The organism is Undibacterium sp. Xuan67W (assembly GCF_049340165.1).
In the GTDB taxonomy this organism is placed as follows: domain Bacteria; phylum Pseudomonadota; class Gammaproteobacteria; order Burkholderiales; family Burkholderiaceae_D; genus Undibacterium.
Genome location: NZ_JBMPPN010000016.1, coordinates 61,481 through 86,503 on the forward strand (window position 1 = coordinate 61,481; position 25,023 = coordinate 86,503).

A 25,023-nucleotide genomic window follows, 5' to 3' on the forward strand; every position below is an offset into this window, starting at 1 on the left:
TCCCGTTTAACGCATCTCGTATAAGTTAGGTCAATATGGATATCACCCGTACTTCAGAATGGCAGACATTACTGGGCCATAAGGCCAGGCTCGATGCGCTGCATTTGCGTGATTTATTTGCCTTTGATCCGGCACGCTTCCAGCATTTTTCTGCCGGGCTGGATGGCTTGCTGGTTGATTATTCTAAGCAGAGAATTGATGCAGAAGCGTTGCAAAGCCTGATCGAGCTAGCCCGGCTTGCCAAGGTTGAGAACTGGCGTGACCGTATGTTTGCCGGTGAAAAAATCAATTTCAGCGAAGATCGTGCGGTCTTGCATACGGCACTTCGTCATACGACTTTTACCCCATTTCCTTCCGCTGAAAACGATGTAATGCCCCTGGTGCGCGGTGTACGCAAGCAGATGCGCGATATCGTTGAGCGTGTGCGCAGCGGCCTGTGGCGCGGCTTTAAAGGTGATGCGATTCAGAACGTGGTGAATATTGGTATTGGTGGCTCGGATCTCGGACCTAAACTGGCAACCCGCGCGCTGTCTGCGCTTCAGCATCCTGGCCTGACTTTTTATTATGTGTCGAATCTGGACAGTGCCCATCTCGCGCCGCTGCTCGAAAAGCTTGATCCGCGGACGACCTTGTTTATCGTGGCCTCCAAAACCTTCACCACGCAGGAAACCAGCATCAACGCCCATACTGCACGGACCTGGCTGATGGCGGCAGCGATGGAGGAATGGGCTGTTGCCAAGCACTTTATTGCGGTCACATCTAGCCCGGATAAAGCGCATGAGTTCGGTATTCCCGATGCCAATATTTTACAAATCTGGGACTGGGTCGGCGGGCGTTATTCTCTGTGGTCGGCGGTTGGATTATCAGTTGCGCTGGCGATCGGCATGAATGGGTTTGAGCGCCTCTTGGAGGGGGCTGAGACCATGGATCAGCATTTCTGCAGTGCGCCGCTGGAGCATAATTTGCCGGTGTTGCTGGCTTTGATTTCGATCTGGAATACCAATTTCCTGGGGGCTGAAACTACCGCGATCTTGCCGTATAACGAATCAATCCGTCATTTGCCTGCGTTCTTGCAGCAATTGGAGATGGAGTCGAATGGCAAAACGGTTGGCCGTGATGGCGAGCCGCTGACCTGCCGTGCCAACCCGATTGTCTGGGGTGAAATCGGCGTCAATGGTCAACATGCTTTTTTCCAATTGTTGCATCAGGGTGGCTGGCTGATCCCTTGTGACTTCGTAGTGGCGGCGTCTAGCGATTATCCCTTGCCTGGGCATCAGGCACCTTTGCTGGCAAATTGTCTGGCGCAAAGTGCTGCGTTGGCATTCGGTAAAACCGAAGAGCAGGCGCGGGTGGAATTATCTGCGGCAGGACTGAGTGAGGCAAAAATTGCCGCCTTGTTGCCGCATAAAGTATTTGCAGGCAATCAACCGTCGACAACGATCCTGATGCCAAATCTTGATCCTTTTCAGCTCGGTATGTTGCTTGCCTTATATGAGCATAAAGTGTTTGTACAGGGCGTGATCTGGGGAATAAATTCCTTTGATCAGTGGGGTGTCGAGCTGGGTAAACAACTGGCGAATCGCTTACTGCCAGCGATCAAGGGTGATCAGGCTTATGACGCACAACTCGATACGTCGACCAGTGGCCTGATCGCGTATTTCCGCCGTCACGGGCATGTCTGATTTATTGTTGTGGTCATCAGTGTTGACCACAACAATGAAACATAGTGACAAGCCATCACAACATCGCCTAACTTAAAACGTAAAAAAATTTAACAACATTTGACACAATCTAGGTGTTTCCTTCGGGAAAATATCCATATAATTTACCTGTAGAAATTATTGGTTTATAGAAATATTTTCCTAATTGGAGTTATTATGTTGGACGGAATTATCGGTGTATTAACCGTTGCTTTAATCGCTGGTCTTGTTGGTCTGGTCAAAGTCATGAATAAAATCGCAGAGCAGCAGTCTGAGCAAGTTTCCGATCACCAACCCTAAATTGCAAATTTAATTATTGACTTTGAGCGCCGAAAAATGAGAGCCGCAACTTCTATTCATTTTAATTATCTGATGCTTGCCTTACTCTTCCTTGTTGTTACTTTGAAGGGTATCGAAAGCGGGCATGCTTCCTATGATGATTCTTACGGCATGATGTTCCTGGCATTGCTGGATCACTGGTTCTTATATTTTGTCCTGCCGGTGGCGACAGGATATGCCATTGCCAACAAGCAGGCAGAGATCAAAACCGAAGAACAACATTCTAAAGAGTCTCAACACGCTTCAGTCGACAAATCATCACACAGTATGCGTGAATCTCATTCGTAAATGGTGTTTTGATCCGGTCAAAATAATGTATGAATAATAAAAAAGGAGCCAGATGGCTCCTTTTTTATTATTCATACAGTGCGTATATAGCGCGATAGCTTCGCTTGCAGATAGTGTCGTCGATCACAGACTGGTGGCCTGATCGGCTGTTTTTCGTTCGATCAGCTCAATCTTATAACCATCAGGATCCTGCACAAATGCAATCACGGTTTTGCCGCCTTTGACAGGACCGGCTTCGCGCGTGACATTGCCGCCATTGGCTTTGACATCGGCGCAAGCCTGATAAGCATCAGGTACGGCAATCGCGATATGGCCGTAGGCGCTGCCCAGATCGTAGCTATCCACGCCATAGTTATAGGTCAACTCTAGTTCGGCGTGTTCCGGATTGCTGCCGTAGCCTAAAAATGCCAGCGTATATTTGTACTCGGGATTGTCAGACTGACGCAGCAGTGTCATGCCTAAAATTTTGGTATAGAAGTCGATGGAAGCTTGCAAATTTCCAACGCGTAGCATGGTGTGCAAAATACGCATGATGAGTTTGTCCTTGTTTGATTGATAAATATACTGGATATGAGTATATGGGTAAATAAACTAAATGCCTATGTAGACATTGCGGAATCAGCCATGTAAATCAGATACTCCCCTAAAATACAGGAATGTCATGAATAGCGTGATGCCGTAAAGCGTGTTTGGCCTGCTCAAAGTCGGGGAACACCGATTGTACCGTCGCCCAGAATTGCGGGCCATGGTTCATCTCGCGTAAATGCGCCAGCTCATGCGCAACCACATAGTCGATCAATGCCGGAGAAAAATGAATCAGGCGCCAGTTTAAGCGTATCTTGCCTTGCGAGGTACACGAACCCCAGCGCGTGGTCGCAGCTGACAGAGACATTGAGTGATAGCTGACATCAAGTTTTTCTGCATAGACCGGTAACCGTTCTAAAAATACCCGGCGCGCTTCCTGCTGCATCCAGGCTTGTACGCGATCTTTCAATTGTTGTTCACCTGCGTCTGCCGGCAGACTGATCCTGAGCTCATCGCTGGCATTATCCAGTGTGATCCCCATCGCCTGGTTCGCCAGAATACGTAGGGTCAATTGCTTGCCTAGGTAAGGTAATTTGCCGCCGTCCACCCATTGCATTTGCGGTTGTAGCTGGCGCGCGTCGCGTTCGCGGCGTTCATTGAGCTTGGTCACTATCCAGCGTTGCTTCTCATGAATCGCCTGCTCAATATCGGCAATCGTGACCCAGCGCGGCGCAGTAATTCTCAGTCCGTCCTCGTTGATCAGAAAGCCGATGGTGCGGCGCTTTGAACGCAGCAGCGTGTATTCCAGCCATTGCTCGGCCAGGCGAACCTGACGCTTATTAGGCGCTTTAGCGGGAGGGGGAGAGGGCGGGGATTCTAGCTTGAGTGATGGTGTTTTTTTAAACCGTGGCGCGCGATCAGCATAAGGTGAACCGGATGATGCAGAACCAGACGATTCCGCATCGTCTGTACGATGATCCGAAAATAAGTCCAGTTGCATCAGAAACTGCAAAGGCTTGGTCAATAATGACAAACATGATTTCAATGCTTCAACTCTCCTGATTGACCAAGAGAGTCTTGATCAGTTTTTTTTGTATACCTGCGGCGAGATGACGCGCATTTCGCCTTCTACCCAGGCCTCAACTTTTTGCATCAATTCCGATGAACTCAAACCATCCGGTACGATCGGCTTGCCGATTGATACGGTGATCAGCCCAGGCGTCTTGATGAAAGAATTTTTGCCCCAGCATTCGCCGGAATTCATAGCGATAGGAACGACGGCTGTGTTGGTCTCTGTTGCCAGGCGAGTGCCGCCGAGTTTATAGTTGCCTTTTTCACCAACACGAATTCGCGTACCTTCAGGGAACATAATAACCCATTGTCCGTCGGCAAGCCGGCGGCGTCCATGCTCTACGACCTGGGCGAAGGCATCTTTGCCTTTGCTGCGATCAATCGGGATCATGCGCATCAGAGAAATGCCCCAGCCGAAGAAGGGAATATAGGTAATCTCTTTTTTAAATACATACACCAAAGGACGTGGCATGCAGGTCATATAAAAAATGGTTTCCCATGCGGACTGATGCTTGGACAATAAAATCACTGGCTGGTCAGGCAGATTTTCCAGGCCTTTGATTTCATAGCGGATGCCGCATACGACCTTCGCCAGCCAGATCACAAAAACATTCCAGCGCGCCGTCCAGTAATAACGTTTGTTGTAAGGCAAAGGTGCGAATAGCAGACAGGCCATTGCCCAGATTATCGTCGCAACAGCCATCAAGCTGACAAATAATACAGAGCGTAAAAAATAGGTAAAACGAAGCATCGTATCTCCAACAAGATAACCGGGAAGTGATTATCGTCAATAAAGGAAGTGCTGATTATGAAAAATAAAATCTACAAAAAAGCAGCATAAAGACCGTGAAAATTGTTTTTGGATCAAGGAATTAGAGCCATTAATTGATACTAAGCCGCTACTTAATCGTTACTAAACCGCTACAAAAAATTCTGCCGGTGTGTTCTTTAGCAGGATGTCTACCATCGACGCCAGATCCGGATAAATTTGTGTTCCGGGAGGCAGGCCGCCCTTGTCGAAGGTTTTTTTACCTTTGCCGGTCAATACCAGATGAGGCACACAGCCCTCGACAAATCCCGCCTGTAAATCTCGCAGCGAATCACCGACGCTATGCACACCTTTCAGGCTAATATCGTAGCGCTGCGCGATCTCCCGCAGCATGCCCGGCTTTGGTTTACGGCAATCGCAATTATCATCGGCGATATGCGGACAAAAAAATACAGCATCGATTTCAGCACCGACATGCTGTGCGGCCGTATGCATTTTTTGATGAATTGCATTCAGCGTCGACATTTCAAATAACTTACGACCGACACCGGATTGATTGGTAGCAACGACCACCAGATAACCTGCCTGATTAAGCTTCGCAATTGCTTGCAAGGAACCAGGGATAGGATGCCACTCGTCCGGTGATTTGATAAAAGCATCGGAGTCATGATTGATTACGCCATCGCGATCAAGGATGATCAGCTTCATCGGTTTTTCCATGAGCATTCCTTTTCTGATTAGATTAATCTAGGCTAGTTCTGGTTTTACTCACGCTCATCCGCGAGCGAGTGAGCGTGAGGGGAGTGCGTCTGTTATGCAATAGTTGCCAGCATCAGCGACTGCGATCGACTGTAATCGATCACAATTATTACGCAGCCAGTTTAGAAATATCTGCTACCTGATTTAACATGCCATGCAATTCGTTCAGCAAAGCCAGACGATTATTTCGCAAAGCCAGGTCGTCAGCATTCACCATCACATCGTTGAAGAAGCTATCAACTTCAGCACGTAATGCCGCCAGAGTTTTTAGTGCTGCTGCGAAATCACCTTTGGCAAATGCGGCATCGACTTCTGGCTTTACCTTGGCCATCGCATTGTACAAAGCTTGCTCTGCAGCTTCCTGCAACAAGCTGACTTGCACGGCACCTGGCGTAGCTTCTGATTTTTTCAGAATATTCGTGATGCGCTTATTGGCGGCAGCGAGTGAAGCTGACTCTGGTAGGGCGGCGAACGCTTGTACTGCTTGCAGGCGCTCTACGATGTTGTCCAGTGTGTCAGGATTTTGTGCAACGACAGCTTCGACTTCATTCTGAGAAAAGCCTTTCTCGCGCAACTGACCACGCAGACGGTCATACATGAAACTTAGTACTTCCGCACTAGGATCTTTAAAATTGGCATTGCCAGCAAATTGTGCAAGGGTATCTGCCAGCAGTGTACTGAGTGACAGCGGTAAACGTTTTTCAACCAGCATACGCAACACGCCCAGAGCATGACGACGCAGCGCAAACGGATCGCGGTCGCCGGTCGGTTGTAAACCTATGCCCCAGATACCGACCAGTGTTTCCAGTTTATCAGCCAGCGCGACGGCGGTACCGGTTGCTGTCGCAGGCAATGCGTCACCGGCAAAACGGGGCTGATAGTGCTCAGACGCCGCAGCGGCAACTTCGGCATGCTCGCCATCATGCAGCGCGTAATACGTGCCCATGATGCCTTGTAATTCAGGGAACTCACCGACCATATCTGTCAGCAAATCTGCTTTTGCCAGCAAGGCACCACGTTTCGCCAGCGCGGCATCGGTACCCATTGACAGGGCAATTTGGCCTGCCAGTGACTGTACGCGTTCAGTACGTTCTTTTTGGCTACCGAGTTTATTGTGATACACAACATTTGCTAGCATCGGCAAGCGCGCTTCCAGAGTTTTTTTCTTGTCTTGCTCGAAGAAGAATTTTGCATCCGACAAGCGTGGGCGTACCACGCGCTCATTGCCTTGAATGATGTGTTCCGGTGTTGCTGTTTCCAGATTCGAGACGATCAAAAAGCGCGAGCGCAATTTGCCATTGGCGTCCGTCAGGGCAAAATACTTCTGATTGGTTTGCATGGTCAGGATAAGACATTCTTGCGGCACAGCCAGGAATTCATCTTCGAACTTGCATTCGTAAATCACAGGCCATTCGACCAGTGCAGTGACTTCATCGAGCAGAGATTCGGGCATCAATACCTGATCGTTGCCTGCTTTTGCTAACAAGGCAGCACGAATTTTTTCCTTGCGCTCGGCGACACTGGCGATGACTTTACCTTGACTTGCCAGATTGGCGGCATAGTCGTTTGCATGCGTGATACTGATCTGACCCGTCGTCAAAAAGCGATGACCCAAAGTCACGCGATCACTCTTTAAGCCAAGCAGGGAAAGCGGCACAATATCGGCACCGTGCAGAACGATGATGCGATGTACAGGGCGCACAAAATGCACGGTTTCACCATCAGGACGCTGATAGCTCATGACTTTAGGGATCGGTAATTTACTAATCGCTTCTTCCAATGTCGTTTGCAAACTACCTGCTAAGGCAGAACCTGCTGCCGTGTAGCTGTAGAAAAAACTCTCAGCCTTGCCATCGACAGCGCGTTCGAGCTGACTGACTTGCAGATCGGGGAACCCAAGTGCCGCCAGTTTTTTTGCCAGCGGTGCGGTGGCGTTACCTGCTGCATCGAGTGCGACAGATACCGGTAAAACTTTTTCGCGCAATACTTTATCTGGCGACGTAGCACGCACATTCGTGATACTCACAGCCAGACGGCGTGGTGATGCGTAGCTGGTGGCAACAGAGTCGCTCTCTAAGAAATCACGTGCTTTCAATCCATTCACGATGCCAGCGGCAAATGCTTCGCCAAGTTTAGCGAGTGCCTTCGGTGGCAGTTCTTCTGTAAATAATTCAACTAAGAGTGTGTTGTTCATTTTTTCTATCTCTATAGATTCTAACTTTGTCCGATACGACCAAACTCGCTTATGCAGGGGGCGCAGTGCGCACTAGTTCATCGGTTTATAACTACAGGTTTGCGAGGTGGTGCGCATGGCGCACCCTACGTATATTCCCTAGCTATTTGCGTTTAATCTGCCAATACAGGGACTGGTTTATGCTGATCATCTGCGGCACACATAGGGAAGCCTAACTTTTCACGAGAAGCGTAGTAGGCTGCTGCAACTGCACGCGATAAATTACGGATACGGCCGATATACGCGGCGCGTTCCGTCACAGAAATCGCTCCGCGAGCATCGAGCAAATTGAAAGTGTGTCCGGCTTTCAGAATCATTTCGTAAGCAGGCAAAGCCAAAGATTTTTCGGTGACATCCAGCAGGCGCTTGGCTTCGGCTTCGTAATTGGTAAATAGTGAAAACAGAAAATCGGTATTCGAATATTCAAAATTAAAAGTCGATTGTTCCACCTCGTTTTGATGGAAGACATCGCCGTAGGACAGGCGCACAGTTTTACCGTTTTCTTCGCGCTCAGTCCAGACTAAATCATAGACGTTTTCTACGCCTTGCAAATACATCGCGAGACGTTCTATGCCATAGGTGATTTCGCCGAGAATCGGTTTGCAATCCAGACCGCCAACTTGCTGAAAGTACGTGAATTGCGTGACTTCCATGCCGTTGAGCCAGACTTCCCAACCCAGTCCCCATGCGCCCAGCGTCGGGTTTTCCCAATCGTCTTCAACAAAGCGAATATCGTTTTGCTGCAAATCCAGACCCAGAGCTTTTAAGGAACCGAGGTAGAGGTCGAGAATATTGTCCGGTGCGGGTTTTAAGACGACCTGATACTGGTAATAGTGTTGCAGGCGATTGGGATTCTCGCCATAACGACCATCCTTAGGGCGGCGTGACGGCTGTACATAGGCAGCACGCCATGGCTCTGGCCCGATCGCGCGCAAGAAGGTGCCGGTATGCGAAGTGCCCGCACCGACTTCCATGTCATAGGGTTGTAGCAAGGCGCAGCCCTGTTTGTCCCAGTAGTCTTGCAGTGTGAGGATGATTTGTTGAAATGTCAGCATGTTGGTGTTCCGCTCTGGATGATGGCGTTGGATGACGCAGAGTAAAGTTTGCACAGCCTTAGATTTTAGCGGGTTTTAGGCGACAGGGGCGAATTTGCTTCAGTCTAGCCTGCCTGATCGGTGTCGATAAAAACAAAAGAGGTGACAATCGTATTGGGATGTCACCTCTTATGATCCTGATACCCTGATTAGGTATTGCCTAAATGCAGCAGGCGCCAGTCTGATTTACATCATTTTCGGGCATACGCCGTATTCATTTTCTGCACGATGGCTTTCTGAGGCCAAAAATACGATCAGGATGATCCAGCCAATAACAGGGATGAACGCAATTAACATCCACCATGCGCTGCGCCCGGTATCGTGTAGGCGTCTTGCCGTAACGGCTAAACCAGGGATAAACGTAGCTAATGAGTAAAGGCCACCAAGCAAGCCCGTATTCGAGCCAAAACTTGCCGTGCCTGTGATGCGGTCAACAATCGCCAGTCCCATTGAAATCAATATCGTAAACAAGAAGAAAAACCAATATTCCTTACGACGTGAGCGACCGGTAAATACCGCATATTTTTGTAACACCAAGATATACCAGTCAAAGGCATTGCCCGTGTCATCTGCTATGGTGGACGCCGTTGATGTTGCTGAGCTTGTGGCTTGCGCCGCGCCACAGTGCGGGCAGGTGACAGCGGTTTCGTGGATTTCTTTACCGCAGCCTCGACAAAATACCATGTTCATTTGATCTCCCTTGAGTTCTTCAATGTGCTGCTGATTGTATCGCTTGTAAAAGTTGTGTAAGCCACATGAGCCAAGTAAGCCGCATGAATCATTTTATTGACATCGTGGTGACTTTGGCCTGCGACGTTACAGTTGATTCACATCAGGTCCACAGATTAATTTTCTTGCCGTCACTGTCCGTGAAGCTACCGACAACGATCATAATAAAATCAATCAGTACCCAGATGCCGAGCCCGCCTAGTGTCAAAATTTGCAGAATGCCCGTTCCGACTTTTCCGACATAAAAACGGTGCACTCCCAGAAAGCCAAAGAAAAAGCAGAACAGTGCAGCAGGTAATATCCGCTTGTCTGTGGTTGTCTGATTTTGTGGCGCTAATTGCTGAGCGCCGCAATGAGGGCAGCTCATCGCTGTCTCATGTATTTCTTTTCCGCAACCGCGGCAAAAGACCATACCCATGTTCTCTCCTGGTCTGGTAATAGTGGCTAAAGAGTCTTGATGCACAATCCTTAGTGTGTATTTTTAAAAAGAGTGCACATAACATTCGTTATATTGCTAATTAATCTTTCTATGCTAACAATTCTACGAGAGAACTTGTAACATTGAAACAGCCATGTCGCACTATCCGTTGCTTTTTTCTACCGAATTCGCTGTAACCCATGGTCGCAAGGATTTTCCGCTGGAGTTATAGCGCTATGTCCTTATCCAAAGTTGAACTTGTGATATCGCTTTGGGTCTGAAATACGTCTTTCAGAAAATTCGAGAGCGTGAGTATTAATGTGATGCGATAAATTACTGCTTTGAACTTGATGAATGTGATGAATGAATACTGTAAATAACGAATGTTTTACATTGAGGTAAAAAATGCGTCTAAACCCTGTCCCAAAAATGTTATCCCGTATCTGTCTGTTGAGCGCCTGTGCATTCAGCCCGCTATTTGCGCATGCCGATGGCTTGAGCGATCTGAGGGCCGCGCTCGCCAGATTACAAGGTCCCGCCGCAGTCAAGGCAACGCTGGAGGCTAAAACCTGGAGCAAGCAGGGCGAGGGAAAAGACGCGGAGGAAAAAAATGGTGTCGCGAATGTTTTTATCGAAGAAGGGCAGCGCGGTCTGCACATTCATTACAGTAAGGAATTGCTGACAAAACTCGACACCGAAGAGCTCGCCAAAGAAAAAGATGCCAAGGTCAAAACACCGACACTGTCCGCCCTGAAAGAAATCAATTCCAGCGAAGTACGTCCGCTGATCTATGCGGCAGGCAGCTTATCGCGTGCAGTCGAAAAAGCGAATTTTAAAAATGAAAAAGCCGATACTTTCAACGGCAAACCGGCACGCCTGCTGAGCTTTGATCTGTCGATCGACAAGATCAGCGAAAAAGACCGTAAATATGTCAAAAAATACGAAGGCAAACTCGACATCTGGGTCGCCCCAGACGGCACGCCACTCGCCAGTCGCCAGCATGAAACGGTATCCGGCCGCGCCTTCGTCGTGATCAGTTTTGAATCGACGAATGATGACGAGCAAGTCTATGCGCAGGTCGGTGACCGTCTGATCACCACGCGCAAAGAAAGCAAGAGTAGCGGATCTGGTGCTGGAGAGAAGGGCGAGTCACGGATTATCAAAACCCTGCAATTGCAGTCCTGAGTTCGGGTCAAATCAGGGGTATTCATGTCAACATGACAGAATGTCCATTTGCCATGGTGTTTTTTTGTGGCGTATGGATTAAAAACTAGATGGCATTTCATGATCAAATAATAGTATGCCTACCTTCAAAAATTTACTTACGTTTTTTGAGCTAACGCTGGCCTTTGTATTTATCACCAATGCTCAGGCACAGTCCGTTGCCTTTACCTTCGATGACGGCCCCAGCGTTGCCAGCACGCCGCTGCTGTCGGCTCAGGCACGTAATCAGGCGATGCTTGATGCGCTAGCCAAACATCAGGTCAAGGCGGCACTATTTATCACGGCCGCGAATGGGGCAACTCAGCCCGCTGGATATGCGCTCGCCAAGGCTTGGGGCGATGCCGGACACGCGATCGGCAATCACACCATGACCCATCCCGATCTGCATATTGACAAGCTCAGTCTTGCGCAATATCAGCAAGAGATACTCGATTGTGACCGCATCATCAGCACGCTACCCGGTTACCAGAAATGGTTTCGTTTCACCTATCTGCGAGAAGGCAATACACCGGAAAAGCGCGATGGTATGCGCGGATTTTTAAAACAGCACGGCTACCGTAATGCCTATGTCAGCCTCGACACCAGTGATTGGCGGCTCGATGAAAAACTCACCGAGGTTCTGACAAAAAATCCGCAAGCAGATATCAGCCCAATCAAGCGCACCTACCTCAGCCACATACGCCAGCGTGCCATTGCCTACCGCGCTCTGTCGCAGCAATTGCAAGGCCGCGATATTCCCCAAATCATCCTGCTTCATCACAACCTGATTAACGCCCTATGGCTCGATGATGTGATTACACAATTTAAAGACATGGACTGGAATATCGTCACGCCCGCGAGTGCATTCGCAGATCCGGTCTATCAACTGCTACCAGATCGTCCGGCTCCGGGTCAAAGTCTGCAGCTATCCATGGCACGGTCGCTAGGAGTAGCGAAGTTCGACGGCTGGACGCGACTGGTCGATGATGGCGATGCCGAGATTGAGGCATTGAAAGTTCAGGGTTTGTAGGTGGACGGAGAGACAGATTCCTCTGATCGCAGCGACTTCTTCTTTCAGTATCACCGCATTTCTGATGTGGCTTAGATAGTCGCTTAAAGTTTGACGAGATACATATACTCCCCCTATTTTTTAAATAAATAGCCGTGATCCGCATTATTCGTGTGGGAATTTTAAAATACAGGTAGGTAGTATGTGTTTTTTGGAGTAAGTGAATCTGTTTTAAATAATAGGATTGCTACTGACTAGTATGCTTGGTCACGACTAATTCAATGTCAATTCATTGTCGCCAATAAGTTATCTGCAGGAGATCATATGCAAGCCCATCTCAGAATCGCCCGTCCAGTGAGTGATCTGCAACGAGCGAAAGCAATGTACCAAGCGGGATTGCAGCTCAGCGTCATCGGGACATTTGAAGACCATCAGGGATTCGACGGCGTCATGCTCGGTCGTGCCGGTATGCACTACCACTTCGAATTCACGCATTGCAAATCACATCCGGTTTACCCGCAACCGACAGCAGAAGACCTGGTCGTGTTTTATCTGCCCGATCACCAGGAATGGGAAGCAAGTTGCCTGCAAATGGTATCGGCAGGTTTCAAGCAAGTGGCAGCATTCAACCCGTATTGGAATGTGAACGGAAAAACCTTTACTGATCACGACGGATATCGTGTGGTGCTGCAAAATGTCGGTTGGGAGAATGCTCCCAGCAACCACGAAATTTAGCGACGTGGTGCGCTGTATGTTTTGCATCCTTAAAGATAAATACGATGATGTTTCACCATCTAAAATTAATCAGCCAAGGCACACTCATCTTTATGCCTATATGCGTACAAACGAACAGAGCATGACCGTACTCCGTGCTACATTGGCTTTTATACTTTGGTTTTATCAACTGTGTGATTAGACGATGAAAGGCGGAAATTGCGATTTTCTCTGCTGACAATGAATAATCGTTGCCACGTATAATTGTGAAGGCTATTGATTTTTTACCGAAAAATCTCCGCATTCTAGTGACCCATCCGTCACCGCATTTCATTCCATTTCGATAAAGGTAAGTCCATGATCAGTTCGATCGCATCTTATTCCAGCATCTATGTTCTGATCAATCTAGCGGTCGCGCTGGCGATTGGTGTTTTTATGTACCGGCAACAGTATATTGAGGCGACTTTTACGGTACGGGTGTTGACTGGGCTCGGGCTGGGTGTGGGTTTGGGGGCAGCGATGCATTTGTTGTATGGCGGCGATGTTGCCACGGTGGCTGTGATCACGACGACGAATGCTTACCTCGATATCGTTGGTAGCGGCTACGTCAAGCTGTTGCAGATGATTGTGATGCCGCTGATTATGGTGTCGATTGTTGGTGCCATTCTTAAGCTGAAAGGTGCCAGCTCCGTCGGTAAAATTAGTGCGCTGACCATCGGCACACTGCTGGCAACCACCATGGTGGCAGCAGGCATTGGTATTTTGATGGCGAAATTATTTGGCCTGACTGCGATTGGATTAAGTTCCACCGCAGCTGAAGTAGCGCGTGGCGAGTATCTGCAAGGTACGCTGGCCAGTGCCAAGGCGGTGACGTTGCCGAGTTTGCTACTGAGCTTTATTCCGACTAATCCGTTTCTAGACTTAACCGGTGCGCGTAAAACCTCTACGATTGCGGTGGTAATTTTTTCGATTTTTATCGGCTTGTCTGCAACAGGTATTGCGGGGGCTAAGCCCTTGCTATTCGCGTCATTTACCCAGTTTGTCAGCGTCGCGCAGGCGATCATCATGCGCATGGTCACGCTGGTACTTCGCCTGACTCCGTATGGCGTGTTTGCGTTGATGACGATGGTGGTTGCAGAGTCGAGTTATGCCGATATACTGAAGTTAATCAACTTCGTTGTTGCATCGTATAGCGCACTGCTGCTGATGTTTGCCGTTCATCTGTGCCTGATCGCAGGTGCTGGCCTGAATCCTGTCCGTTTCGCTAAAAAGATTTTTCCTGTACTGGCATTCGCTTTTACTTCGCGCACCAGCATGGGAGCGATCCCCATGAATGTACAAACTCAGACGCAGCGCCTTGGTACACCTGAAGGCATCGCCAATTTTGCGGCGTCGTTTGGTGCCACCATTGGTCAGAACGGTTGTGCCGGAATTTATCCCGCGATGCTGGCGATCATGATTGCGCCGACCGTCGGGATCGATCCATTTACTTTTAACTTCATCGCCCAATTAATCGCGATTGTCACTGTCGGTTCGATTGGTGTTGCTGGCGTCGGTGGCGGCGCGACCTTCGCCGCGCTGATCGTACTCTCGACGATGAATTTGCCCGTGGCATTAGCGGGCTTGCTGATCTCGGTGGAGCCCTTGATCGATATGGGACGTACCGCTCTGAATGTCAGCGGCGCCATCACTGCCGGTACTATTACTAGCAGAGTATTGGGCGAGACCAATATGGATGTTTTTAATAGCGAGGCAGAGTTAAATCTGGATGGCGCAGAGAAGCCGGTTTGAGCCCATATAGATTTAGATTTTCTGACATTCGATTCGGTTGATGGACAGCGTTAAAAGCGATATTATGAAAACGAGGCCGCCTGACATAATTTTCAGGCGGCTTTGTCGTTTTTACTGAGCTGAACTTGAATTAAAAATCAGAATCCAATCAATAAAAATAAAGGTAATCGTATGCAAATAAAAAAATGGCTAATCTTTTGCGCTGGAGTTGCTGTGTTTTTCAGCGGAATATCTTATTCTTTCGCGCAATCGACAAGTCAATCCGGATCGCCGCAGTCTCCAAATAGCGTGATGCAGAGTCAGCCGAATCAGCAGACTTCGCCGAAAACGCAACTGTCAGAAAAAATTCATGTGCTGCTTCAAGAGAAATGTGATCAGGATCAATTTTCAGGTGCAATAGTCATTGCGAAAGGAGACCAGCTCATCACCGACGGCGTGTGTGGTCAGGCGAATAAGCGCTACCACGTTGCCAATACGATGGAGACCAAATTTAATATCGCATCGATAGGGAAAATGTTTACGGCCGTCGCTATCGCACAACTGGCCGAGGCGGGTAAGCTTTCTTATGACGATAAATTAAGCCGCTATGTGGATACGAGTTGGTATCCAAAAAGTATCCTTGATCAGGTCACGATACGTCAGTTGATGTCGCATCGTGCGGGTTTTGGCGATATGCTTTCTGAGCATATTGTTTATGCTCCCTATATCAAACTGATCTTTCTGAGAGAACTAGCAGATTACAAGTCTCTGTTAAGAAACGACAAACTGAAATTCGAACCAGATAGTAATTTTTTATATAGTAATACGGGATTCTTTTTATTGGGACTAGTAATCGAGAAAGCGTCAGGAAAAAACTTTTTTACCTATATTCGCGAGCATATCTATCAACCCGCTGGCATGGTGAATTCTGATAGCTATTTCAGGGACGAGCCGGTTGAGAATATCGCCACGGGTTATTTTTCTACGCCGCAAGCACCGAACTTTTCAAAAGAAAATAATTTTTATATTCCTCTCCGGGGTTCGCCGTTTGGCGTGGGGTATTCGACTGTCCATGATTTGTGGCAGTTCACATCTGCATTACGAGCAGGGAAGTTGATTAAAAATGAATCGCTTCAATTGCTTTGGACTGACAACAGCAAGGGCCAAAATGTTGGTGGGCGACCGTTCGGTTTAGGTTTTCAGGTCTGGAGCAGCGGTATGGGGAAGGTGGCTGGGCACACGGGTAGTTTACAAGGTGTTTCGGGTGAGGTGGCGATGTATGTCGATAGTGGATACACCGTTATTGTGCTGTCTAATTATGATTCCACTGGGTATCTGGCTTCACAGTTGGAGGCGTTGCTGGTAGATGCAGAAGCTAAATGAAATTCGCTACTCCTCACCTGAATACTTACTTGAGCCAGATAGATGAGCCATGACCAGTCATCACCCATCTCTGGCTGGTATCCGATTTATCGCCAAAAACGTCCTACAAATGCTGTGCATCAATAGGACATTATTTTATTTTTTAAAAGGAAAGTTGTATGCAATTCAGTGAGATCCTAGCTGCTCTGCCCACCATCGATCACGTCGCAGCGCTGGAGTTGTTTGATGGCGATACGCTGGTCACTCGCTTGGAGAATAAGCCTGGCACAGCCGGTAGTGTGCGCGTCTATCATGCATTGCTGAAGAAGTTTGGCAAAATCAATGTGACGGCCGCTACCGAGGGGCTGGCCATGTATGCAGAGCACACGGCGGATGCCAGAGCTTTTCCGGGTAAGCACCCGAATATCGATCGACTGCTGACCTTGATCGCCAGCGCATCTGACGATGCAGACAGCCAGAATCTGACGGTGACGCTGATCACTCGTTGATCCGTCTGCGTGGCGTATGCCGACGCTACGCGATGGCGTTCTCATTTGCCGGATCCTCCTCCCGACTTCGCCAGCGAATAAAAAGCCGCCTGAAATAGTATTCAGGCGGCTTTTTTGATAGTAGTGCTCTGATGAATCAGAGAGTTTCTTTGGTTTGCTTAGTGTTTAAACTTTGCCTCAGCAATTCGGTCCGCTACCACACTGGTTGGCAAGCCTTCTGCATCAGCGCGGATAAAGACTTCAGTCAGTGTCTCACCGATACGGCGTACATGCGCGTCCATACCGTCTTCCGGCGTATTCAGGTATTCGTAGCAGACTTTGATAATGCCACCCGCATTGATGACGAAATCCGGCGCGTACAAGATACCTTTTTGACGGCAGGCTTCACCGATATCGGCAGTGGCTAACTGGTTGTTCGCGGCACCTGCAACGATTCTGGCTTTCAGACGTGACAATGTGTCTGGATTCAAGGTCGCACCGAGCGCGCAAGGAGCGTAGATGTCAGCTTGCACGTCGTAGATCGCGTCGATACCGACAACTGTCGCGCCGAGTTCTTCCTGTGCACGTTTGAGTGCCGCCTGATCGATATCCGCGACAACGAGTTTAGCGCCAGCCTCATGCAGGCGACGTGCGTAGTCGTAGCCGACATGACCCAGACCTTGCAAAGCGACGGTCAGACCGTCGAAGCCGTCGCGTTTCAGCAGATGCTTTACTGCAGCCTGCGCGCCGACAAAGCAGCCAAGCGCGGTGAACGGTGATGGATCACCACGGTCACCGAGACCGGCGACGAATTTGGTTTTGTTGGCGACATTGGCCATGTCTGCCGGGCTGGTGCCGACGTCTTCTGCGGTGACATAACGGCCACCGAGGCGCTCCAGTGCTTCGCCAAGGGCTTCAAATAAGGCAGGTGTTTTGTCCGTTTTCGGGTTGCCGATAATGACACTTTTACCGCCGCCGATTGGCAGGCCTGCTACAGCGTTTTTGTAGGTCATGCCGCGCGAGAGGCGCAGTACGTCACGTACGGCTTCGGCTTCGCTGGCGTAATTCCACATGCGGCATCCACCCATGGCTGGGCCAAGGCGGGTATTGTGGACAGCGATGATGGCTTTGAGGCCGGATTTGGCTTCTGAGGCAAAAACGACTTGTTCGTGGTCGTCAAAATTGATTTCGTTAAATACAAAAGCGGTCATGCTTATGGCTCCGCGCGGTGGTGATCATGCGTCCCGATAAGGCGAATGATGACGTGCCGCAAAAAAGTTATGTGAAAAAATAGTCTCTCAGTACAACAAGGTCTTGCTAGTCATGGGCTGCGGTGTGGTGCTGCCAATAACGGGGCGGTGATTGTGTCACGCGGGTGCGAGTATAGGCGATAGGGGGAGGAAATTCAAATTGAGGATAGGGAGTAGAGTAATTTAAACAAGATAAGCGGCATATTGTTTTTTTGTTTTATATTGCCCAATTCCGGTCAGAGCACATATCCCAATCTGCTAAACTGACAATAGTTTAATCGTCATGCGGATGCATGTTCCGGTCAGAGCACATATCCCAATCTGCTAAACTTCACATAAACGGAATGAAAATGTCCATCGGGTTCCGGTCAGAACACATATCCCAATCTGCTAAACTCGAAGTCGCTTGGGTATCTGGTACGACGTAGTTCCGGTCAGAGCACATATCCCAATCTGCTAAACTTGCGTAATTGTTGTGACTCACCGTAAGGCTGTTCCGGTCAGAGCACATATCCCAATCTGCTAAACTAGCCTCGATTTACAGACGAGACATGTTGTAGTTCCGGTCAGAGCACATATCCCAATCTGCTAAACTCAACGATGTTTGAAATCGCCGCCGAAGAGCGTTCCGGTCAGAGCACATATCCCAATCTGCTAAACTTGACCAACGCGTCGCGTGTCGGTTCGTCAAGTTCCGGTCAGAGCACATATCCCAATCTGCTAAACTGGATGCAATAACAATTGTCATGGTCACAGTGTTCCGGTCAGAGCACATATCCCAATCTGCTAAACTACTGATCGAAAAATACCAGACCATTTTTTTGTTCCGGTCAGAGCACATATCCCAATCTGCTAAACTTGGTAACAAGCTTGATGAAAAAGTGAATCAGTTCCGGTCAGAGCACATATCCCAATCTGCTAAACTCACATACATGGTTGACATGACATTCACGCCGTTCCGGTCAGAGCACATATCCCAATCTGCTAAACTCGCACCAGGCACCTACCGCCTGGCTGTAGAGTTCCGGTCAGAGCACATATCCCAATCTGCTAAACTCGTAACACCATAAACCCCTGATTATTCAGGGGTTTATGCTTTTTTGAGGCGGGGAAAACGGGATTTTTCATCAGAATAAGTCGAATTGATCTGGGGATTTATTAGGGGCTTGTTTCGCTTTTCCACGAAAAGTGATGATACGTTCGTATTGTTTGTCCGTAAATTGTAGGATATTCACCTTGCCGCCGCTGGGTAAGTTTTGCTCGACTCGTTTGCAATACGTATCTACTTGAGTTTGGCTAGTACAAAAGCGCATGTATACAGAAAATTGCGACATTTCAAATCCCATATCGAGTAAGGAGTTGCGAAATTCGCTTGCTGCTTTGCGTTCAGATTTTTCTATCACAGGTAAATCAAACATCACTACAATCCACATGACGCGATATCCGGTAAGCATGGCGCATTACTCTTCTTGCAGAGCTGAAGCCAAATTGAGGGGTAAGCCAGGTAAAGGTAAATCCAGTTTATCTTTTTCACCAATAAATATTTGAGCCAACGATGTCGCAAGTTTTTGCGTACAGACAATAACAGGTGTGACCCCGACATTTGTTTGCATATCGTCATACATGGTGCGAACTAATGCGCGCTTACTTTCCGGTGTGATAGAACTCTCACCTTGCTTATGCAACTGCCAAACTTTGAGATCAATCATTGGGCGAAATGGCTCCATCAAATCATCGACTAGGCGCATTGCGTTACCTTGATTACTATGATGTAGCCCCATCGTCGGATGCAGACCTGCAGCGACAACAGCACGTGCTGTTGTCGCACGCAACACGGTGTAGCCGTAATTAAGCATCGAGTTTAATCCGCCAGATTGTTGATCACGCCTAAAGTCGTCGCCAAATAGAAGACTCCAATACCGTCGTGCTCCTTGTGCCTCAAAATTGTCTGGATCACCAGAGCGTACTTTGCGTACCAAGGACGATAAAGGAATGCTGGCAACGTTAGCTGCCTCTAACGCTGCCGCTTGTTGTTGGAGTTTTGATTTAACAATATCGGCCCAAAGGCGTTTGATAGTGGGTTGAGATGCCGCTAGCTGCGCATCAAAACGTTTTGCCTGTTGAAAATTGCCTTCGATTGGTAGTAGCATGCCGGCTGCATTGTGATTCGCAGAGCACAGCACAAAAGGTGCGCAGCGTTCCGCTAAGGCGATGAGTAGATTATTGGTATAACTCAAGCCATGTGAGTTAGCGATGACCGCAGCGATATCGTCTAATGGTATCTGCCCTAGTTCTTTGCGCAGACCTTCAGTATCCTGCACCACCATAAAACCGCGTGATAGGAATAAATGGCGGCGATCATCAGCTATTTCTACTATGCGGCCTATCATGGAGTTTACTCCTTAAAGCCGGGGTCACGTAGCTCACCTAGTGGAGATATTTTTACCATTCTTCCTTTTGCTTTTTGTAGTGAACCTGCATACTTAGATATGTAACCAAAAGCATCTTCTTTACTCCGGTTTCTAGCATCGACATTGGCCTCATTAATACCTGCCATAAAAATTTGTCCATTAGTACTAATAGTTGCAACTCTAGTCGATTGCTGAATGCCGTCTACTTCTAGCCTAACAAAGTCATCTATCATTAACCGCATTACCAACGGTTTTCCGGAAAGACTTTGAGTCAAGTCACGCAATCGTTTAATTCCTGAACTACGTACAAGCTGGTAAGCGTCAAATGTTGATACAACCTCTCCTTCCCACTTACCTTTTTCGTTGCGGACAATCTCAATACAATAGTTACTGTCACCTTTATATCCTTTGTAGGGCTTAGGTTCACCATTATGTTTTAGTCCGTGCCGATCAATTGCTTTGCCATCAGTAAATTCAATGACCTTTAGATTATCTTCAACGCGAGTACGTTTGCCATCAACTATCTTATGCACGCTAACTTTGCCATTGCCGAGCAAACTGTAAGCAGTATCATTATGCATCGCACCCTCGTGGCTATGATCTGGTTTGTGGCTCACCCAAATTCTTTGTATCGCACGCTCTACATGTTCTCGATATGTATCCCAAGGTAAAGGCATATTCTCGACAAGTCGATTAAGTTGTTTTTCTCTTGCGCTGGCACTTGCTTGCGCAAACCGTTGCATTAAACCTTGATCTGTAACGCCGATGACACAAGCATCAACTGCATGATGTCGATGGTCGTTACGATTTTTTTCACCATTGAGCCCAAGTACATCATTCAAGCCAAATTTGGCTCGCAACATTGCTGTCATTTGTCCCGGGATAACGCGTGTTTTTGGACAAATCAATTGAACGTATTCACGTGCTATTTTGCTTAGATAGCGAGTGTCATTAAGTGCTCTGGCTAAAAAACCTGCATCGTCCTTAAGCCATCTTTGATAGCCATCCTCCGCAAAGCGGTATCGCTTAGCTTTAGGCATTTGCTCCGCTCTCGCGAGTATTTCGGCATAGGAAAATCCAGCTACCGTTTGCTTTCCAAACGCATCCCAAGGAGTATTGTTACCCTTAATTCGGTTCGCTTTGCGAAGTGCCACCGTCTTATTGTTGAGACTATCATCTAGCGTAATAGAGAATGGCAATATATGCTCAATTTCTACTTCGTTGCTGAGCAACATGTGCGCGCTGATTTGAATCCCGGAGTATGGGCAATGACGATCTGCTGGGTCAAAGCTGAGTTCTTCCCATAAAATCATTTTTTGTACATCCGCCGCTTTTACCCGCTCTTCGCTGATTTGTAGAATATTTGCCACATCGGTACGCAAGCGTGCATTGCGTTTTTGATTCTCTGCTTGACGCTTATTCACGTCGTCCCGCTGATCTTTACTTTGCTTAAGATCGCGTGCGAGTTCTACGATAATTTCACTAGGGTGCCCATAGCGTTTAATTAGCGCATTTACGACTAATCTGACTTGGTTCAGTCCGATATGAACAGTTGGGTTTGCTATACGTCCATAACGTTTTTCATCTGTGTCATTTGGGTTGCCTGTACCAAATCCGACATGGCGCTGTAGCGGCTGCCCATAATAAGGCAACTCTAATAAAATCTCACCTGTAGCCGATGCACTAATATTGCTATGGTGTGCAAAGCCTGCTGCTAACACCGCTTTGTCGTAAGTTATAACGTCTTTTCGCAATTCTGGAAGTATGCGATTTAGCGCTTGCAAACTAAGACTTCCGTATCCTTCTGGTAAGCCAACGTTGGCAATGACTTCCGCGCGCTCTTCGTCGATATTTGTTTCAACTATCAGCCAGCGCATTAATTTTGCGAGATTTTCCTCTGTTACTAATTGATGCACTACAGCGTCTTGTTTGCTTTCGTCGAATGTAAACCACACTTTTCCAAAGTGATCGGATTTACTGAGAATCGCGCTTGTAGTGTTGCCTTTAAGTTCCTGACGTTTTGCATCTTCGATATTAAATGTAATGGAGCCTAAATCGAGTAATTTCGTTATTTGAGTAAATGAGCGTTTGCTGTTCTCTTCGAGCGCTGCGACAATAATGTCTCGTTGCTGAATAGTTAAAGATTCTTCTTTTAGACCAGCACGTAATATTCTGAGGTTATTTACTTCTTGGTAGATACGGAAGCGCTGGGTACTAGGTAGTGCGAGTGGCGCTCGCATCTCGTCTGGCATCAGCGTACAACGCCCGGGTATGACAGGTTTGAGTGGACGTTGAAATAACAGCGCATCTTTCAAATCTACTTTGGCTGTTTCGTTAAAAAATGTCGGGTTGAATATGGCTTGTTTTTGCCATAATGCTTCAAATTCAGCCTCAATCATTGCTCTGTCGATATATAGATCGTAGCTTTTATCGATGCGAGTTTTTCCGTCATCCCTAGTGACTTTATTTTCACGGAAACGCGCACGTACAGTTCTTCCAGAACTATCTCTTTTATGTAGCCATTCGCCTACTGTGCGACAGTTTTCTTCGATAAGCTCCGACCGTAACTTATTAATTGCAGTTTTTAGTGCTCCGCTGTCGTTATCTTTTTTATCGGTTTTACGGTTACTTTTAAAACCACGTCTCTGGTTAATATGAAAGAGTGCACGAGCGAATTCTTGGGGCGTCAGCATTTCATCCAAGCCCTTGGCGCGTAGCGTGTAGGGATTGAGTAGTTCTAGTTCTTTACGTGATTGTGCGTCAACAGGAAAAAAATTATGTTCAATAAGTGATTTAGTCATTCGCGTTTTTCGTTTTAATAAACGATCGCGACGACGACGCATAGCACGTGCTTCCCGACGAGTTACCGCTAACGATGACCCATCTTTTGGATTGCGCCCATCAGAAAAAATTCTCACGCCCGCTTTAATGACGGCTGTTGGGAACGGTGGATTTTCATTGTTTAGTCTAATCATCGCCCAGCCTAGTGAGGTAGATCCAAGGTCTAATGCCAGCCGATAAGCCATTTTTCCGAGCATGTTTAATCCTATGTTTTTTTAATAACACTTTGACTTTACCGTAATACATCTCTATTATTCAAGCATTATCAGATTGGGATATGTGCTTTGAACGCTAACAAGCTGAAAAATGCACCAAATGAAAAGGCCGCTATATGCGGTCTTTTGCTTTTCTTATTCCACTTGATTCTTCAATTTCACATCCTTGATATGCCATGTATCATTGACTGATGAACTCAACTTTAACCAACCAGCAAGAATCCCCCAGCGCAGTACCCGACAAAGACGTGTCGGGTGCTGCACCCCCGTCCTTGCCAGCTTATCAGGGTGTGAGTGCAGCCCATATTCATATAGTCACAAATGCTGAATTGGCCGAGAAGGCGCAGCAGACTTTGCTGGCAGCGGATGTGCTGGGATTTGATACAGAGTCGCGACCGACTTTTGTCAAAGGGCAGAATTCGGGCGGGCCGCATTTGATTCAACTTGCCACGGACGATCAGGTGTTTCTGTTTCCGGTCATCGATTCTGCCTATCTGGCACCGGCTAAGGCGGCGCTGGAGGCATCGCATATATTAAAGGTGGGTTTTGGTCTGGGTGATGATCAGAGCCGTTTGCGTGCGCGTTTGGGGATGCATCCTGCACAGATTCTTGATCTGGCGAGAGCCATGCGCGAGCGTAAAGGCAGCGATATGGGGGCGAAAACTGCCGCAGCACGGTTTTTGGGAATGACCTTACAAAAATCTAAAAAGACGTCAACCTCGAACTGGTCGCTGGCGCCATTGACGGAGCGGCAGATCCGCTATGCGGCGGATGATGCGCACGTCGCTTTATTGACTTACCGCCGTTGGCTGGCACAGAAAAAATAAATTATTTGAATAGGTTGTCCTAACAGGTGTGCTGCGCGACGGATGCCGTCAGTTGCTAGTGCCCGCCATTCTGTAAACTTATTGTTCGCTTTCGTCATTTGTTCGTCATTTCATGCGGCTAATGCGCATGGATGTGTATCCCGAATTAGCCGCGCGAGTTCCTCTAAAAACAATGCCTGTGTTTTGACACAAAATCCGCCTGAGTAAGGATTCATAAATCCATGCGTGGTATTCGCAATCAATTCGGCAGGTTGACCCTGCTGGCGCAATTGTTGGGTGAGTGCAAGCGGATCAAAGGCAGCTTCGCGTGCTGCAAAGATCAGCCTTGCGGGACACCGTGGTTGCAGATGGGTGTAATCGCGGATGCGTGAACCATAGAACAGCACCATCTGATCGATGTGATGCGCGTTCTCCGTTGCAGCCAGCAGCCAGAGCGCACTGGCACCAGCGCTAAAGCCGATGGTGACGCAAGGGGTGTTGCGATATTCTGCCTGTTGCTTTTGTATAACACGGTCAAGTTTGTCTCTATAGCGTGCAAGCCCGCCCTGGGCGATGAAGGCTTGATAGGCGATTTGTTCGGAGCGATAGTGGATGCCGCTGTGATCCTGATCGTCATGTGGTGAGACGATCAGACAGGGATGGTCCAAACTGCGAATCAGGCTGGCGACAGCCGGGGTGTTTCCAAATACATCGGTGGCGATAATGACGGTCATAGATAAAGCGAGGACCACCAGCGGCAACGCGGGCAGTCAATTCATCAATTGCAAGCTAAAACAAGAAAGAGGGCGGAGACTACTGGAGTTAGACGCAAACTTCAAGTGATTCCTGAGGTTTGATCTGCAAACTTGCTGGTAGGCGGCTTGTCTTGGCGAAAAGCTGCTAAGTAGGTGATTTGCGCGGGTGATCCAAATGAATTACCTATATTTGTGATCTACATTATGTGATTGACATCATGCAACAAGCTGGCGATACTCTGCCGCGTGAAGATTGTAAGAACTTGTTACAGGA

General features: G+C 48.0%; 23 protein-coding genes and 1 CRISPR repeat array. Of the genes, 10 read left to right on the forward strand and 13 right to left on the reverse strand.

The window, feature by feature from the left end; all coding sequences use genetic code 11:
• The first annotated feature begins 35 nt into the window (after window positions 1-35).
• The 3 genes from pgi (at window position 36) to ACO0LE_RS14480 (ending at window position 2,327) form a co-directional block, all read left to right on the forward strand.
• Entirely contained in the window at window positions 36-1,682 is a 1,647-nt protein-coding gene (gene pgi, locus ACO0LE_RS14470) for a glucose-6-phosphate isomerase (RefSeq protein WP_422961060.1), read from the forward strand.
• A gap of 195 nt (window positions 1,683-1,877) precedes the next feature.
• The gene (locus ACO0LE_RS14475; protein WP_422961061.1) at window positions 1,878-2,000 is read left to right on the forward strand and encodes a hypothetical protein; all 123 of its coding nucleotides are present in this window, start codon (window positions 1,878-1,880) and stop codon (window positions 1,998-2,000) included.
• A gap of 36 nt (window positions 2,001-2,036) precedes the next feature.
• Window positions 2,037-2,327, forward strand: coding sequence for a hypothetical protein (locus ACO0LE_RS14480; RefSeq protein WP_422961062.1), 291 nt, complete (start codon window positions 2,037-2,039; stop codon window positions 2,325-2,327).
• A 123-nt stretch (window positions 2,328-2,450) separates the two neighbouring features.
• Here the strand turns inward: ACO0LE_RS14480 and gloA are convergent, their stop codons facing one another.
• From gloA to ACO0LE_RS14520, 8 genes are all read right to left on the reverse strand, one after another.
• Window positions 2,451-2,858 carry a lactoylglutathione lyase gene (gene gloA, locus ACO0LE_RS14485; protein ID WP_422961063.1) on the reverse strand — a complete coding sequence of 136 codons (408 nt, stop codon included), beginning with the start codon at window positions 2,856-2,858 and terminating at the stop codon, window positions 2,451-2,453.
• Window positions 2,859-2,970: 112 nt separating this feature from the next.
• Complete coding sequence (locus tag ACO0LE_RS14490; protein WP_422961089.1) at window positions 2,971-3,852, reverse strand: M48 family metallopeptidase; 882 nt, start codon at window positions 3,850-3,852, stop codon at window positions 2,971-2,973.
• A gap of 81 nt (window positions 3,853-3,933) precedes the next feature.
• Entirely contained in the window at window positions 3,934-4,674 is a 741-nt protein-coding gene (locus ACO0LE_RS14495) for a lysophospholipid acyltransferase family protein (protein WP_422961064.1), read from the reverse strand.
• A 162-nt stretch (window positions 4,675-4,836) separates the two neighbouring features.
• A complete protein-coding gene (gene gmhB / locus ACO0LE_RS14500; RefSeq protein ID WP_422961090.1) occupies window positions 4,837-5,400 on the reverse strand; it encodes a D-glycero-beta-D-manno-heptose 1,7-bisphosphate 7-phosphatase in 564 nt (187 codons plus the stop codon).
• Window positions 5,401-5,560: 160 nt separating this feature from the next.
• Window positions 5,561-7,645: a glycine--tRNA ligase subunit beta gene (glyS, locus tag ACO0LE_RS14505; RefSeq protein ID WP_422961065.1), complete on the reverse strand. Its 2,085-nt coding sequence runs from the start codon at window positions 7,643-7,645 to the stop codon at window positions 5,561-5,563.
• Between the two features lie 152 nt (window positions 7,646-7,797).
• On the reverse strand, window positions 7,798-8,739 hold the full coding sequence (gene glyQ, locus ACO0LE_RS14510) for a glycine--tRNA ligase subunit alpha (protein ID WP_422961066.1): 942 nt from the start codon (window positions 8,737-8,739) through the stop codon (window positions 7,798-7,800).
• Between the two features lie 225 nt (window positions 8,740-8,964).
• Entirely contained in the window at window positions 8,965-9,468 is a 504-nt protein-coding gene (locus ACO0LE_RS14515) for a DUF805 domain-containing protein (protein ID WP_422961067.1), read from the reverse strand.
• 142 nt (window positions 9,469-9,610) lie between these two features.
• Window positions 9,611-9,925: a zinc-ribbon domain and TM2 domain-containing protein gene (locus ACO0LE_RS14520; protein WP_422961068.1), complete on the reverse strand. Its 315-nt coding sequence runs from the start codon at window positions 9,923-9,925 to the stop codon at window positions 9,611-9,613.
• A 405-nt stretch (window positions 9,926-10,330) separates the two neighbouring features.
• Between ACO0LE_RS14520 and ACO0LE_RS14525 the strand changes: the two genes are divergently transcribed.
• From ACO0LE_RS14525 to ACO0LE_RS14550, 6 genes are all read left to right on the forward strand, one after another.
• Complete coding sequence (locus tag ACO0LE_RS14525; RefSeq protein ID WP_422961069.1) at window positions 10,331-11,110, forward strand: hypothetical protein; 780 nt, start codon at window positions 10,331-10,333, stop codon at window positions 11,108-11,110.
• A 115-nt stretch (window positions 11,111-11,225) separates the two neighbouring features.
• The gene (locus ACO0LE_RS14530) at window positions 11,226-12,158 is read left to right on the forward strand and encodes a polysaccharide deacetylase family protein (protein WP_422961070.1); all 933 of its coding nucleotides are present in this window, start codon (window positions 11,226-11,228) and stop codon (window positions 12,156-12,158) included.
• Window positions 12,159-12,461: 303 nt separating this feature from the next.
• Window positions 12,462-12,872: a VOC family protein gene (locus ACO0LE_RS14535; RefSeq protein ID WP_422961071.1), complete on the forward strand. Its 411-nt coding sequence runs from the start codon at window positions 12,462-12,464 to the stop codon at window positions 12,870-12,872.
• 336 nt (window positions 12,873-13,208) lie between these two features.
• On the forward strand, window positions 13,209-14,642 hold the full coding sequence (locus tag ACO0LE_RS14540; protein WP_422961072.1) for an L-cystine transporter: 1,434 nt from the start codon (window positions 13,209-13,211) through the stop codon (window positions 14,640-14,642).
• Window positions 14,643-14,813: 171 nt separating this feature from the next.
• On the forward strand, window positions 14,814-16,004 hold the full coding sequence (locus tag ACO0LE_RS14545; protein WP_422961073.1) for a serine hydrolase domain-containing protein: 1,191 nt from the start codon (window positions 14,814-14,816) through the stop codon (window positions 16,002-16,004).
• A 158-nt stretch (window positions 16,005-16,162) separates the two neighbouring features.
• Window positions 16,163-16,492, forward strand: coding sequence for a DUF2322 family protein (locus tag ACO0LE_RS14550; protein ID WP_422961074.1), 330 nt, complete (start codon window positions 16,163-16,165; stop codon window positions 16,490-16,492).
• A 158-nt stretch (window positions 16,493-16,650) separates the two neighbouring features.
• Here ACO0LE_RS14550 and ACO0LE_RS14555 read toward each other — a convergent pair whose 3' ends face one another.
• From ACO0LE_RS14555 to cas9, 4 genes are all read right to left on the reverse strand, one after another.
• The gene (locus ACO0LE_RS14555; protein WP_422961075.1) at window positions 16,651-17,682 is read right to left on the reverse strand and encodes a Leu/Phe/Val dehydrogenase; all 1,032 of its coding nucleotides are present in this window, start codon (window positions 17,680-17,682) and stop codon (window positions 16,651-16,653) included.
• 268 nt (window positions 17,683-17,950) lie between these two features.
• Window positions 17,951-18,778: a CRISPR direct-repeat array (repeat unit 36 nt; unit sequence GTTCCGGTCAGAGCACATATCCCAATCTGCTAAACT).
• Between the two features lie 70 nt (window positions 18,779-18,848).
• Window positions 18,849-19,154 carry a CRISPR-associated endonuclease Cas2 gene (gene cas2, locus ACO0LE_RS14560; RefSeq protein ID WP_422961076.1) on the reverse strand — a complete coding sequence of 102 codons (306 nt, stop codon included), beginning with the start codon at window positions 19,152-19,154 and terminating at the stop codon, window positions 18,849-18,851.
• 27 nt (window positions 19,155-19,181) lie between these two features.
• Window positions 19,182-20,111, reverse strand: a complete 930-nt coding sequence (gene cas1, locus ACO0LE_RS14565; protein WP_422961077.1) for a type II CRISPR-associated endonuclease Cas1 — start codon at window positions 20,109-20,111, stop codon at window positions 19,182-19,184.
• A 5-nt stretch (window positions 20,112-20,116) separates the two neighbouring features.
• Window positions 20,117-23,170: a type II CRISPR RNA-guided endonuclease Cas9 gene (gene cas9 / locus ACO0LE_RS14570; protein ID WP_422961078.1), complete on the reverse strand. Its 3,054-nt coding sequence runs from the start codon at window positions 23,168-23,170 to the stop codon at window positions 20,117-20,119.
• 209 nt (window positions 23,171-23,379) lie between these two features.
• On the opposite strand from cas9, the gene ACO0LE_RS14575 reads away from it, so the two are divergent.
• Window positions 23,380-24,015 carry a 3'-5' exonuclease gene (locus ACO0LE_RS14575; protein WP_422961079.1) on the forward strand — a complete coding sequence of 212 codons (636 nt, stop codon included), beginning with the start codon at window positions 23,380-23,382 and terminating at the stop codon, window positions 24,013-24,015.
• A 110-nt stretch (window positions 24,016-24,125) separates the two neighbouring features.
• Here the strand turns inward: ACO0LE_RS14575 and ACO0LE_RS14580 are convergent, their stop codons facing one another.
• Entirely contained in the window at window positions 24,126-24,728 is a 603-nt protein-coding gene (locus ACO0LE_RS14580) for a hypothetical protein (protein WP_422961080.1), read from the reverse strand.
• Window positions 24,729-25,023: the final 295 nt, after the last annotated feature.

Bases quoted from the DNA above. Each gene is read 5' to 3' on its own strand.
- pgi (WP_422961060.1), top strand. From the start codon at position 36: ATGGATATCACCCGTACTTCAGAATGGCAGACATTACTGGGCCATAAG.
- ACO0LE_RS14475 (WP_422961061.1), top strand. From the start codon at position 1,878: ATGTTGGACGGAATTATCGGTGTATTAACCGTTGCTTTAATCGCTGGT.
- ACO0LE_RS14480 (WP_422961062.1), top strand. From the start codon at position 2,037: ATGAGAGCCGCAACTTCTATTCATTTTAATTATCTGATGCTTGCCTTA.
- gloA (WP_422961063.1), bottom strand. From the start codon at position 2,858: ATGCGTATTTTGCACACCATGCTACGCGTTGGAAATTTGCAAGCTTCC.
- ACO0LE_RS14490 (WP_422961089.1), bottom strand. From the start codon at position 3,852: ATGCAACTGGACTTATTTTCGGATCATCGTACAGACGATGCGGAATCG.
- ACO0LE_RS14495 (WP_422961064.1), bottom strand. From the start codon at position 4,674: ATGCTTCGTTTTACCTATTTTTTACGCTCTGTATTATTTGTCAGCTTG.
- gmhB (WP_422961090.1), bottom strand. From the start codon at position 5,400: ATGAAGCTGATCATCCTTGATCGCGATGGCGTAATCAATCATGACTCC.
- glyS (WP_422961065.1), bottom strand. From the start codon at position 7,645: ATGAACAACACACTCTTAGTTGAATTATTTACAGAAGAACTGCCACCG.
- glyQ (WP_422961066.1), bottom strand. From the start codon at position 8,739: ATGCTGACATTTCAACAAATCATCCTCACACTGCAAGACTACTGGGAC.
- ACO0LE_RS14515 (WP_422961067.1), bottom strand. From the start codon at position 9,468: ATGAACATGGTATTTTGTCGAGGCTGCGGTAAAGAAATCCACGAAACC.
- ACO0LE_RS14520 (WP_422961068.1), bottom strand. From the start codon at position 9,925: ATGGGTATGGTCTTTTGCCGCGGTTGCGGAAAAGAAATACATGAGACA.
- ACO0LE_RS14525 (WP_422961069.1), top strand. From the start codon at position 10,331: ATGCGTCTAAACCCTGTCCCAAAAATGTTATCCCGTATCTGTCTGTTG.
- ACO0LE_RS14530 (WP_422961070.1), top strand. From the start codon at position 11,226: ATGCCTACCTTCAAAAATTTACTTACGTTTTTTGAGCTAACGCTGGCC.
- ACO0LE_RS14535 (WP_422961071.1), top strand. From the start codon at position 12,462: ATGCAAGCCCATCTCAGAATCGCCCGTCCAGTGAGTGATCTGCAACGA.
- ACO0LE_RS14540 (WP_422961072.1), top strand. From the start codon at position 13,209: ATGATCAGTTCGATCGCATCTTATTCCAGCATCTATGTTCTGATCAAT.
- ACO0LE_RS14545 (WP_422961073.1), top strand. From the start codon at position 14,814: ATGCAAATAAAAAAATGGCTAATCTTTTGCGCTGGAGTTGCTGTGTTT.
- ACO0LE_RS14550 (WP_422961074.1), top strand. From the start codon at position 16,163: ATGCAATTCAGTGAGATCCTAGCTGCTCTGCCCACCATCGATCACGTC.
- ACO0LE_RS14555 (WP_422961075.1), bottom strand. From the start codon at position 17,682: ATGACCGCTTTTGTATTTAACGAAATCAATTTTGACGACCACGAACAA.
- cas2 (WP_422961076.1), bottom strand. From the start codon at position 19,154: ATGTGGATTGTAGTGATGTTTGATTTACCTGTGATAGAAAAATCTGAA.
- cas1 (WP_422961077.1), bottom strand. From the start codon at position 20,111: ATGATAGGCCGCATAGTAGAAATAGCTGATGATCGCCGCCATTTATTC.
- cas9 (WP_422961078.1), bottom strand. From the start codon at position 23,170: ATGCTCGGAAAAATGGCTTATCGGCTGGCATTAGACCTTGGATCTACC.
- ACO0LE_RS14575 (WP_422961079.1), top strand. From the start codon at position 23,380: ATGAACTCAACTTTAACCAACCAGCAAGAATCCCCCAGCGCAGTACCC.
- ACO0LE_RS14580 (WP_422961080.1), bottom strand. From the start codon at position 24,728: ATGACCGTCATTATCGCCACCGATGTATTTGGAAACACCCCGGCTGTC.